Annotated in this window: 9 protein-coding genes; 8 read left to right on the top strand and 1 reads right to left on the bottom strand. The window is 43.4% G+C overall.

What is annotated here, in order from left to right:
• The first annotated feature begins 171 nt into the window (after window positions 1-171).
• Together AB6D93_RS03390 and AB6D93_RS03385 are read left to right on the top strand one after the other, a co-directional pair.
• A complete protein-coding gene (locus tag AB6D93_RS03390) occupies window positions 172-1077 on the top strand; it encodes a LysR substrate-binding domain-containing protein (RefSeq protein ID WP_102333462.1) in 906 nt (301 codons plus the stop codon).
• A gap of 205 nt (window positions 1078-1282) precedes the next feature.
• Window positions 1283-1777 (top strand): DUF1097 domain-containing protein, encoded by a 495-nt coding sequence (locus AB6D93_RS03385; RefSeq protein WP_017059817.1) that lies wholly within the window; start codon window positions 1283-1285, stop codon window positions 1775-1777.
• Window positions 1778-1948: 171 nt separating this feature from the next.
• Here the strand turns inward: AB6D93_RS03385 and AB6D93_RS03380 are convergent, their stop codons facing one another.
• Window positions 1949-3694 carry an ATP-dependent endonuclease gene (locus AB6D93_RS03380; RefSeq protein ID WP_102333461.1) on the bottom strand — a complete coding sequence of 582 codons (1746 nt, stop codon included), beginning with the start codon at window positions 3692-3694 and terminating at the stop codon, window positions 1949-1951.
• Between the two features lie 238 nt (window positions 3695-3932).
• Here AB6D93_RS03380 and AB6D93_RS03375 point away from each other — a divergent pair, with 238 nt between their 5' ends.
• From AB6D93_RS03375 to AB6D93_RS03350, 6 genes are all read left to right on the top strand, one after another.
• Window positions 3933-5672, top strand: a complete 1740-nt coding sequence (locus AB6D93_RS03375) for a bifunctional UDP-sugar hydrolase/5'-nucleotidase (protein ID WP_102333460.1) — start codon at window positions 3933-3935, stop codon at window positions 5670-5672.
• A gap of 574 nt (window positions 5673-6246) precedes the next feature.
• A complete protein-coding gene (locus AB6D93_RS03370) occupies window positions 6247-7248 on the top strand; it encodes a TerC/Alx family metal homeostasis membrane protein (RefSeq protein WP_102333459.1) in 1002 nt (333 codons plus the stop codon).
• A gap of 313 nt (window positions 7249-7561) precedes the next feature.
• Window positions 7562-7750 (top strand): hypothetical protein, encoded by a 189-nt coding sequence (locus AB6D93_RS03365; protein WP_017059812.1) that lies wholly within the window; start codon window positions 7562-7564, stop codon window positions 7748-7750.
• Between the two features lie 175 nt (window positions 7751-7925).
• Entirely contained in the window at window positions 7926-8666 is a 741-nt protein-coding gene (locus tag AB6D93_RS03360; protein WP_102333458.1) for a DUF1223 domain-containing protein, read from the top strand.
• A 201-nt stretch (window positions 8667-8867) separates the two neighbouring features.
• Complete coding sequence (locus AB6D93_RS03355; protein WP_102333457.1) at window positions 8868-10157, top strand: DEAD/DEAH box helicase; 1290 nt, start codon at window positions 8868-8870, stop codon at window positions 10155-10157.
• A 214-nt stretch (window positions 10158-10371) separates the two neighbouring features.
• Complete coding sequence (locus AB6D93_RS03350; protein ID WP_029235664.1) at window positions 10372-12090, top strand: autotransporter assembly complex family protein; 1719 nt, start codon at window positions 10372-10374, stop codon at window positions 12088-12090.
• Window positions 12091-12160 lie beyond the last annotated feature (70 nt).

The following is a 12160-nucleotide window of genomic DNA, read 5'->3' as shown; positions in this document are numbered from 1 at the left end:
GCCATTCCAGATTAGGGCGTTGAGGGGTAGAGGTAAAATTGATAATTTTTAGAAACCACATCAAATTTATTGATATAGATTGGGTTACGCGTAGAATGAAATTGATTGCTCATTGGCTTTATAAAAAACGAGCATCAGGACACAAATAATTAAAAGCATTAAGGATGAATTTTGCGTTATTCATTAAAGCAACTCGCGGTATTTGATGCAGTAGCAGACTCCGGGAGCGTTAGTCAGGCAGCAGACAAATTGGCGTTGACTCAGTCAGCAACAAGTATGTCTCTTGCACAGTTGGAAAAAATGCTCGGCAGGCCTTTGTTTGAAAGGCAGGGCAAGCAAATGGCCCTGACTCATTGGGGTATGTGGTTAAGACCAAAAGCGAAGCGTTTACTGCAAGATGCGCAGCAAATTGAGATGGGTTTTTACGAGCAGCATTTGTTGAGTGGCGAACTCAAATTAGGTGCTAGCCAAACTCCAGCGGAACACCTCGTTCCGGATCTCATCAGTATTATTGATAACGACTTTCCTGAGATGCGAATCTCGCTTGGCGTGCAAAGTACCGACGCAGTCATTGATGGTGTATTAGATTATCAATATGACTTGGGTGTTATCGAAGGTCGTTGTGATGACAACCGAGTTCACCAAGAAGTGTGGTGTACCGACCATTTAACGGTGGTTGCATCGGCTCATCACCCGTTTGCGAAGCGTGAACGAGTCAGCTTGGCACAATTAGAACAAGCAAAGTGGGTATTACGCGAACATGGTTCGGGTACTCGCAAAGTTTTTGATAGCTCTATTCACCATTTAATTGGCGATCTCGATGTATGGCGAGAGTATGAACACGTTCCTGTTTTAAGAAGTTTGGTTGCAAACGGCCCATATTTAACGTGTTTACCTTATCTAGATGTCGAACAGTTTGTTGAGTCAGGTCAACTTGTGACGTTGAATGTTTCTGAGCTTGAAATGGAAAGAACCTTGTCCTTTATTTGGCGTGCTGACATGGCAGAGAACCCACTTGCTGAATGTATCAAGCGTGAAGGTAAGCGCATGATGAAAGGCAAACGGTCGGTTCTTTAGCCGCTATTCAACACCAATGCTAATAACTAAATGTGTTGAATAAGCGATTTCGGTCTCTATCTAGTGATAAATACACATCTGCATACATTATTAATGTGATCGTGATCGGCTAAATAAGGGCTATCTTCCCATAGTATGCTTACTTGATTTTAAGTGAGGCTAAATCCGGTTGCGTTCAATTACGTAATTAGGCTTTAGAAATAGTATGAGTACATTAGTCGCGATTTCATTAACAACAGGTATTTTGTCAGGTCTATGGGGATGGATTGCTATCTCTTTCGGCTTATTGTCATGGGCAGGTTTCTTAGGTTGCACCAGTTACTTTGCTTCGCCAACAGGCGGCGTTAAAGGACTAGCAGGTAGCTTATTGACCAACATGACTGGCGTATTCTGGGCAATGGTGATTATCGAAAGCTCAACCTTCGCAGGGTTAGAGATTTTAGGCTACATGATTACTGCTATTGTGGCATTCTTTATGTGTATTCAAGCGAAACAAGCGTGGCTAGGTTATATCCCAGGCACCTTCATTGGTTGCTGTGCGACGTTTGCTGCAGGTGGTGATTGGCAACTTGTAGTGCCATCTTTACTGCTTGGTGGTGTATTTGGATACTTGATGAAAGCAACGGGGCTATGGCTTCACGAGAAATCGACTCAATCTTCGGAAGTTGTTGAACAACACGCTAAACAGGCAAAGGCTTAATTCGTTAACCTAACCTTAGTTAGTCACTGTGAACTCTTGCAAGATAACCCCCAATTAATTTGTATATCGATTTATACAGGCACACCGTTTGGTGTGCCTTTTTTGGTTGAGGCGACTAGCTAAATATTTCATCAGTAGAGCAACTGATAGCATCTATAAAACAAATTATGTTTAGGTATTTCCATTCGCCATGGTGATCACGCGTTTTAATGTCCACCTTAATAAAAGCGGAATGCATTCTTGTCCTTGATTCTCGCAATGAGAAACAATGGCGAGTGCAAGGTCGGGTTTTGCATGTTTCTTCAATACCTTGGCAACCACTTTCTTTGGAGGGATAGGGTGATCGTATGGAATCTTAACCATGTCACGGAAAAAGCTCTCAAATCCATTCATATATAGGTAATGCTCGATATCTTTATCTGGCAGTTCCGTGAGTCGATGTCTTTCCTGATCATTACCAAGCTTCGATAGCACCGTTGCTGCGTATTTTTTACCCGCCGCATCGCCGTCAGTTACCACATGCCAATCGATGCCAAACTCTTGCGCGACCTTAATCAGTGCCTTAAGTCCTGATTGGGCGAACTCAATAATCTGCACACCTTCTGCTGCTAGGTTATAGCCACATTGGTTGGCAAGTTCATTGAACAACCAAACCTCGGTTTCACCTTCTACTAATAGCCAACAGCGAGCAAATAGTGCCCCAGAGCGGTGGAAGCGGATATGAAAACCAATTCGTCGAAGTTCATCCTTACTGAAATGGTTCATGTTGAGTTGATTGGCGATGGTTTTGTCTGACTGACGAACCAAGCGACGAATCGATTGAAGTGGGACCGCCGCAAGTAGGTCGCCACTGTTGGTGGTCAGGATTTTCTGCATGGGCAATTTCTGCATCAAGCTCCAAGCCCTTGCCAAGTGTGTTGGGTGCAGTCGACCCTCTGGATCTTCAAGGATCAAAAGAGGGCGCGCACATCGCCTTAAGTCGTTTGGCCCTTTAGCTTGTAGATAAGCGTTAAGTAACCCCATGAATAATAAGCGAGTTTGTTTGTTCTTGGTCTCTTCGACGAGTTGATGAATACTCTGATCATTGGTACCCGCAGAATAAAGCAATCCGTCTCGCTGTTTTCTAGGGTTACGACGAGAAGTACTTTTGAAAGAAAAATAGTGCTCAATCAAACTTTGCATCGACTCTAGGCTACTGCGCATTTCACCTTTATTAACATGTCCGGGTATCGCCATAAGACGGCGGCAGGTGTTGTCTATTCGTTTTTCTATTCTTGCTTGTCGACCATTACCGTTATTGGCGCCGTTTCCATTTGTTGTGCCATTGCTCGTGTGATGGTTCCCGTTTGAATTTGCATTAGTTGCGTGAACATTAGTCGGCAGGTGAGCATTGTGGTTAAGGGACTTGCCGTTGAAAGGGCGATCAAAGTGCCTTGCGTCTCGTAAACGGATCACAGGATGTAAGGTCATTAATTCTTGAGCGAGCTTTTCTGAATGATGAAGCTTGAGCGGATTACCGTCCAAACCAAGAAATGCATAGTGTGTTGTTGTCTCATACTGTTCTAACGTCGCGCTGATGCGATAGTAGATGCGAAATACGCCAAATTCATCTTGAACCCAAATAGGTTTGAGTTTGCGATAACGACCTGCGTTAAGTTCGCTCTTATCGTTAGCTTTTAAAGCGAGAACAATTTGAAGATGTTGAGACTGCGGGTGTGAAACAGAGTAATCGACATGAAAATCGGTCATTTCAAAGTGATATGGCACACCGTCTGAGGGCAGAATGACGGAAAGGGCATCCAATAATGAAGACTTACCCCAAGTATTTTCACCAATAAGCGTGGTTAGCTCGTCAAACGCGAGTGACATGCGCTTGATACCTCGAAAGCCAGAAATCTCGATTCTTTCTAGTTGCATAGGCTTACTCCTAACGGAAGGCTCTGCTAATTATTTGAAAGCTAACAGATATCTTTAATCATAATCGAAAAATCCAAATCCGGTATGCTCACCTGTCACAAAACCCGTTGTTTATTAATACGGTGCAAAATGAGATTTTTGATCTATCTCGAGTATTTTTTTGCAGTGCAGTTTCATAAAATTCACGATTCTGTCATGATTCTCGACCTAGTATGAAGGGACAAAGAGAGAAGAAAATATGACTAAAAAGAATAAGCCGACAAAAATAGTGTTGGCACACATCAACGACACCCACTCATACTTTGAACCAACCTCGTTACAGCTATCACTTAAAATGAACAACCACATCATTGAACCTTATGTCAGTGCTGGTGGCTTTGCTCGAATTTCAACACGCTTCAAACAAATAGAACAAGATGCCCAGCGTCAGAAGGTTGGAACCTTGTTCTTGCACGCTGGTGACTGCTTCCAGGGCACGTTGTACTTTTCCTTATTCAAGGGAAAAGCCAATGCCGATTTGTTGAATGCCCTTAATATAGATGCCATGACGCTCGGTAATCACGAGTTAGACATGGGTAATGAGCCCGTTGCGATTTTCGCGAAAAGAATCAAATTCCCGCTGTTGGCCGGTAACTGGAATCTATCGAATGAGGATATCAATAAAACTCATACGCTAGCGGACAACGACATTGTTAAGCCTTATCTGCCTGAAACACGAAGTGCTTCTTTTATAACGAAAGAGTTTGATGGCGAGAAGGTCGCAATATTCGGCTTAAGCATCGACAAGATGGCAGGCATCGCTAACCCAGATATCGATACACCGTTTGAAAATGCTTTGGAAACAGCAAAAGGGACCATTGAGCAAATCCATCAAGCAGGTATCAACAAGATTGTGTTACTTAGCCATCTTGGTTACGAAGCTGATTTAGAGTTAGCAGCCAACGTAACAGGTATTGGTGTCATCGTTGGTGGTCATAGTCATCGCTTACAAGGTGATTTCTCTGATATCGGCTTAGTTAAAGATGATGAATACGGTGTGAAAATTGGCGATACCTATGTTGTGCAAGCGGGTTTCCACGCCATGAGCTTAGGACACTGCGAAATCGAGTTCGATTCTCAAGGCAAAGTGACGCACTTCAATGGTAAAAACGAACTGTTATTAGGCCGTCGACTCTTTATAGACGCGAAACTGAGTGAAGTAGGGCAAGACGATGCCCACGATATGGCGTGTGAGTTTTTAAACAATCACCCTAATATTGCAGTGTGTAAGAAAGATCCTGAGCTGCAGAGCATTCTGACGGATAAATACCAGCCGCGAGTTCGAAAGCTTCAGCAACAAGTGATTGCTCATGCAGACACTAAACTTCGCCATGTACGTATTCCAGATGCTAAAGGCCCGAGTCAACTAGCCCCCTTGGTTGCTCAATCATTTCACCATCTAATGAACAAGAAAGGGCATCAGGTTGACTTTGCCATTCACAACGCCGGTGGTGTAAGAAATTCACTGAACAGCGGCGATGTCTCTGTTGCCGATATTGCCGGAAAACTACTACCGTTTGCCGTACCTATTGGTGTGTATGAAGTAAAAGGTGAAACGATCGCTGGCATGCTTGAAGGTGCAATCAATAACGCGATTGATAATGGTGTCGTGGGCACAGGTTCAGGTAGCTTTCCTTATACACATAATTTGAGGTTTTGTTACCACAAAGAAGCGCCTATAGGACACAGGATTCACCATCTAGAAATTCACTCTGATGATTCAGGTTGGCAAGCTGTTTCTCGCAACCGTATTTACCGGGGCGCGTCGTCAGCCTATACAATGAAAGGCAAAGAGGGCTATAACGCTGTGTTGGATATGATCGGTGATGGCACGGTCACCACTGACTCTATGGCAGACTGCTTCATCGAGTTTCTGCAAGACCACCCAGAGTCGCTTCAACTCAATGAACCGTTGAATTGCATGGAGTGTTTTAGATAACTAAAGCTGATACTGATATTTAACACTATTACTTTGGGTTATTTATAAAATTGGCATTGTTTATGCTTTATCTCTGCAGGTCGCCTTCTTGTGGAGATATGCATGGATAAGAAAGATTGGTTAGATGCGGTAGCGGTTGTCGGTTGGGTATCAGTTTGGTCAGCGTTAGTGTATTTAATACCTGCCGCAGGGCTGTAAATTGCTCTTTTTGCAACTTCATTACGCAGTGCAATAGTGTGTTTGACTTGCGAATTTATTCTTAGAATCAATTCGCGTGTTTATTTGACAAAGTGGCATCAATCAGAAAGGAGCGTTTGCTCCTTTTTTGCTTTTTCCGTGCAAATTTATATAGACGAAACACAACCAGAGGATTATTATCCACGCGTTTGGGGAGTAGTTAGCGCAAGTTTACATATCGTCATCTCGTTAGGCCAAGAGTCTATCCGGTATGTAAAAGTGAAATCCCATATTTCACTTCAACGAGACCAACGCAATCACAGTCAAGATCCGTAATGGAGCTTGATATGCTTTGTTTGCGGAAGGTCTTTGTACAGTTCTTCCGCCCGGAGGAATAATGAACTCAACTCAATCTCTATTATCTACACATAGTGAATCCTTTTTTTCATCGCCAATCATGACGACTTATGCGGGCTTTTTCCTGCTAACGGTTATTCTCGTCTCTATTGATATCTATCAGACTCGTGGCGGTAACGTTACTATCAAGAAAGCGGCAATCTGGAGTGTTTTCTGGTTTGTACTTGCGTTTTTGTTTGCTGGCTCGATTTACCTATTTTGGGACATTTATGCGCCGAACAGTGACTACACAGCGCAAAAAGCAACCGTGTCATTCATTACGGGTTACTTGTTAGAAAAATCCCTTAGCGTAGACAACTTGTTTGTTTTTGCGATGATCTTTGCTCAATACCAAGTTCCTGAGCATCTAAGACCTCGTGCGCTTCTTTGGGGCGTAATTGGTGCATTGGTGCTTCGTGCAATTATGATCGCACTAGGCGCACAGCTATTGGCGGAATATCACTGGGTGCTTTACGTGTTCGCTGCGTTCTTGATTGGTACAGGTATTAAGCTGGCATTAGACAAGGGCGAAGAGGAGAGTGTGAATACTCTGCCTGAAAAGCTACTTCGTAAAGTGATGCCGGTAACAGAGGACTTCCATGGCCCTGCATTAATGGTTAAACAGGGTGCTAAATGGGCATTCACTCCAATGATGTTGGTCATCGGTGCGATCGCAGTCATGGACGTGATGTTTGCATTAGACTCTATCCCTGCGATCTTTGCGGTAACACAAGAACCGTTCTTGGTACTTGCGGCTAACGTGTTTGCGTTACTTGGTCTTCGCTCGTTGTATTTTGTACTGCAAGGTATGATGGACAAGTTCATCTATTTGAAACCCGCGCTTTCATTCATCATGGTGTTCATTGGTGTGAAAATGCTTCTGGTTGATAGCGAGTGGGCTATCCCAACTTACTGGTCATTGGCGGTATTGGTTTCTACGATGACGATTGCGGTTATAGCGTCGGTTTATGCGAAGAAGCCAGGCATTGAACAAGTAAATTAAAAACAAATATAACTTATCGAAAAGTCGATAATGAACACGTGGCTGATGAAGTGGAAAATTTATTTATGTAAATTTTCTGTGACATTGGCCACTGTTGTTTGCGGGGTATTTGTACTAAATGCATGATTTAAACACTATATTGAATTTGTACTCACATAATCTGCATATCTATTTTGTGGTATTGTTAATGGTTTGTTTTATTAGAAAAACTAATCCCAAAATCTAATTTTAGTCATTTTTTAACCTGCAAAAGATCACCTATTATTCTTGTCATCAGAACGAAACACATTAATAAATTTATAGAGAGGCAATCATGGCTCAAGCAGTACAAATGAATACTATCGCTGTTCCTAACTCTATGGATAAGAAAACCTACTCGGTTAACTTCAAAGGATTGATTGCACACATTTTCGATATTCTTTTCGTAGACAACTCTCCACGTAGTTACTACGCAAGCGACCTATCTGGTCACATGCAACGCGATATCGGTATTAACCGTTAATCTCAGCGTTAACATGTAAATATAGAATTTTAAGAAAACGCCAGCCTCTAAAGCTGGCGTTTTTGTATCTGAAATAAACTCAATCTCTTCGTAAACTAAGCACCTGAAAGAAAAACCTAGGCATAACGGTCTGTATTTGAGCGCCATTCAATTCGCTTTGTACAAGGATCTCGGTATGTCACACGCCAAACGCAATTCATCATTGATTAAACTTTGTTTATTTGCCTTACCGATCGGCTTCTATTCCTCAGTGTCGCTTGCACAAACCTGGAGTAATGAAGGCCAGCCCGCACAGGTTATCGAGCTCTTCACCTCTGAAGGTTGTTCAAGTTGTCCTCCCGCTGATGCGTATCTAAGTACATTTGAAGATGACCCACAACTGTGGACACAAGTTATTCCGCTTGCCTATCACGTCGATTATTGGGATTACTTAGGTTGGGGCGACAAGTTCGCGAGCAAGGCGTTCAGTCAGAAGCAACGACTGTATAAAGCTTACGGCTTAACAAGTGGGGTTTACACGCCGGGCTTTGTTGTCGATGGAAAAGAGTGGCGCGGTTACTTTAACTGGTTAGACAGAACGTTACCTTCTCTTAAACAACAAAATAACCCCAAGCTAACGGTCAACCATAAAGGCGATACGTTCAGCGTAAGTTACGAAGGCAAAGGTGATTATGTGGCACATATCGCTCTATTGGCGATGAACGAAGTCACAAGTGTAAAAGCTGGTGAAAACAGAGGTAAGAAGTTAGAGCATGATTTTGTCGTAGTGTACGATGGCTACCAACGTGGTGAATCTGAGTGGCAATTCAATGTGGACTTTGATCCGCTAGTCGCTTCGCCCGATGCCGTAGCTATCTGGTTAACCGAGCCGAATTCGTATGCACCGGAACAAACGGTAGCAGGTTGGCTGAACTAACTGCAACCCACGACAATTGTGTAGCTGGAATACTCTTAGACGAAGTTGGTACGGCGAGTATCGAGGTTCTCACATCGATAACTTCGCTTCTGACGGATATTAATCAGTGAAATAGAAGCGAAAGGGCGATTTAGTTACGTAATACTGCTGAAATACGTTAATATAGCGCGCTATTATTTTAGCTTTGAGTTCCTGCAATTAATGACTAACACCACTACACCAACCAACTTCTCTGATCTTGGCTTAATCTCTCCTTTGATGGCTCGTTTATCTGAGCTTGAATACCAACAGCCAACGCCTATCCAAGCGCAAGTTATTCCAAGTGTGTTAGCAGGACGCGATTTAATTGCAGGCGCAAATACCGGTTCAGGTAAAACCGCAGCATTTGCACTTCCACTGTTACAAAAGATTCATGAAGATGCCCCTCTGGACCGTCGTTCAGGCAAAGGTAACTTTGTTTCTGGCCTTATCTTGGTTCCTACTCGTGAACTTGCTAAGCAAGTGGCTGACAGCGTTAAATCTTACGCTGTGCATTTCAATGGCGCGATTAAAACGGTTTGTGTGTTTGGTGGTGTATCGGTAAACACTCAAATGCAGGCGCTACGTGGCGGCACTGATATCTTGGTGGCAACACCGGGTCGTCTGCTTGACCTTATTTCAAGCAACGCTATCAAGTTAGACAAAGTGAAAACGTTAGTGCTTGATGAAGCTGACCGAATGCTAAGCCTAGGTTTTACCGAAGAACTTGATGCAATCTTGAAGCTCTTGCCGAGCAAAAAACAAACCTTGTTGTTCTCTGCAACTTTCCCAGAGCAAGTTAAAACGCTGACTCACGAACTTCTAAGCGATCCAATTGAAGTTCAACTTCAAAGTGCCAATGCGAGCACACTGGTTCAACGTGTATTCGAAGTAGAAAAAGGTCGCAAGACAGCGTTACTCGCACACCTAATTCAACAACATGAATGGCGCCAAGCTCTGATCTTCGTTAATGCGAAGAACAGCTGTGAGCACCTAGCAGACAAGCTTTACAAGCGCGGTATCATCGCAGAAGTATTCCACGGCGATAAAGGGCAAGGTTTACGTACTCGTATCCTAGAAGATTTCAAATCTGGCGAGATTGACGTTCTGATCGCGACAGACATCGCGGCACGTGGTCTGGATATTGAGAAGCTTCCAGTGGTAATCAACTTTGACTTACCGCGTAGCCCGTCAGACTACATGCACCGTATCGGCCGAAGTGGTCGTGCAGGTGAAGTTGGTCTTGCGTTATCTCTGATCGATCACGAAGATTACCACCACTTCAAAATCATCGAGAAGAAGAACAAGATTCGTCTTGAGCGTGAGCAAATTGAAGGCTTTGAAGTGGATGAAGAAGCGACAGCTGAACTGATCGCAGCACTAAAACCTGTTGCGCCACCGGCCGGTACTGGCAAGAAGAAAAAGAAAAAGAAAGCTCCAATAAACCAAGATGTGTGGCTGAACAACAACTGATCTTGAGTCAGCAAGCCATATAAATCAATAAGTAATAGACATTCAAAAGGTGCTTAATTGCGCCTTTTTTGTGTCTGTAGGGCTGGGATTTGAGTCGTTAATAAACGACTGTTGCGGTGTTAAACAACCCGATAATCCGTTCGAAGGATAGCGTCCTCCATAAGAGATTCAGCGATTTAACGCTTTGCTCATAACCTGTTCGGGTTTTGAGCAATTGGGTAACCGCGTGAAGACCTCGATTAAACAATTAGTGCTGGCCACTTCATTTTTCCTGTTTACCCAACACTCTTCTAGTGCTGCTGAATTTGAGGTTAAAGGGGTTAATAAAACTCTCACCGAAAATGTAGAATTATATTTAGAACCTTTAGCCGATGTTCCTGCATCACAGCTATCGAAAACGAAGCTATCTAAACGTATTCAAGATGCACTCAACCCTTATGGTTATTATCACCCACAGCTCGATATCGACCTCAATGATTCTGATAACGTGATCATTAACATCGATTCTGGTCCTGTCATGCGCATCGCAGAATCGATAGTAAAAATAACAGGTGAAGCTAGCCTAGATGCGGAGTTCATCAATATACTCAATCAAAGCAAGTTAGGCTCAGGTTTAACTTTGTCTCACCAAGAATACGACCAAACTAAGCGTGCGATTTTCTCTTTAGCAAAGCGGAAAGGTTATTTTGACGGCAGGTTTATCGAGTCAAAGATTGAAGTTATTCCTAGCGAGAACATCGCGAATATACACTTGTATTTTGCAAGTGGTCCACGCTACAAGTTCGGTTCTATAAGTATTCCTGATGATGGGGTTGACCCTACTCGTATCGAGAAAATACCCACCTTTAAAAAAGGTGATGACTTTGACACCATCAAGTTAGGTGAACTGCAATCTGATTTGTCAGACACTCAATGGTTTCGAAGTGTCATCGTACATGGTGACTTTGACAAACTTGATGACAACCTAGAAGTTCCAATTGAAATCATTGCCGAGCCAAGTTCTCGAAATATCGTGCAGGTCGGTGGCGGCTATTCTACTGATCTCGGTTTACGCGCCTCTCTCAGTTGGTCAAAGCCTTGGTATAACCGGAGAGGCCACAGCTTTGAAACACAGACATATTTGTCTGAACAGGAGCAATCACTTCAGTTGGGGTACAAAATCCCCACAGAGAAAGTCACAACGGATTACTTTGGTATTCAGTTTGAATCGAAACGAATTGATCATCGAGACACCAATAGCTTTACAAACGATCTTAAGTTCGAACGTTACTGGCAATTAGACAGTGATTGGCAAAGCACCATTTATGTCAGATACTTGCACGAACAGTACCGTCAGGCGTCTGAGGAAGAGCAATCGCAATTGCTGTTACCTGGCATCAGTTTTTCTCAGGTTGATCGTAAAAATGATCAGTTGGAGCTCAATCATCGACACATCTATTCTGTCGAGTATTCTGACCCTAGTCTGTTCTCTGACTCAAGGCTGTTGCGGTTGGAAGGAAACAGTGTCCTTTCATGGGATATTAGTGACAGGCAGAAGCTCCATTTCCGCTCCAACGTAGGCATCAACATTGCCAAATCATTATCTGATGTGCCGTCGTCACTGCGGTATTTTGCTGGTGGCGATGGAAACCTGCGAGGTTATGGTTACGAATCTATCTCCCCTAGAGACGAGAATGGTGAACTAACGGGGGCACGTTATATGTTAACTGCTGGGCTCGAATATCAGCATCAAGTCTATCGTTCAATTTGGTTGGGCGCATTTCTTGATGTGGGTGATGCATTTGATCAACAAGCGGATTGGAAGCGTGGGACGGGCGTGAGTTTGATTTGGAACTCACAGTTAATGCCAGTTAAGCTCGATTTTGCTTACGGCTTAGATGCGCCTGAAGGCGACGAATTTCGTATTCATTTTTCCTTGGGTACTCAATTCTGATTTTTGTACGCTGTTTATGCACTCGCGAGGATGCGAACCATCTAATAGGATTCAAGTAAATCGAAAGAGC

The organism is Vibrio sp. 10N.247.310.23, assembly GCF_041467155.1.
Lineage (GTDB): Bacteria > Pseudomonadota > Gammaproteobacteria > Enterobacterales > Vibrionaceae > Vibrio > Vibrio crassostreae_C.
The sequence above is the reverse complement of the archived record's forward strand: the minus strand, read 5'-3'. Positions and strand labels throughout refer to the sequence as shown.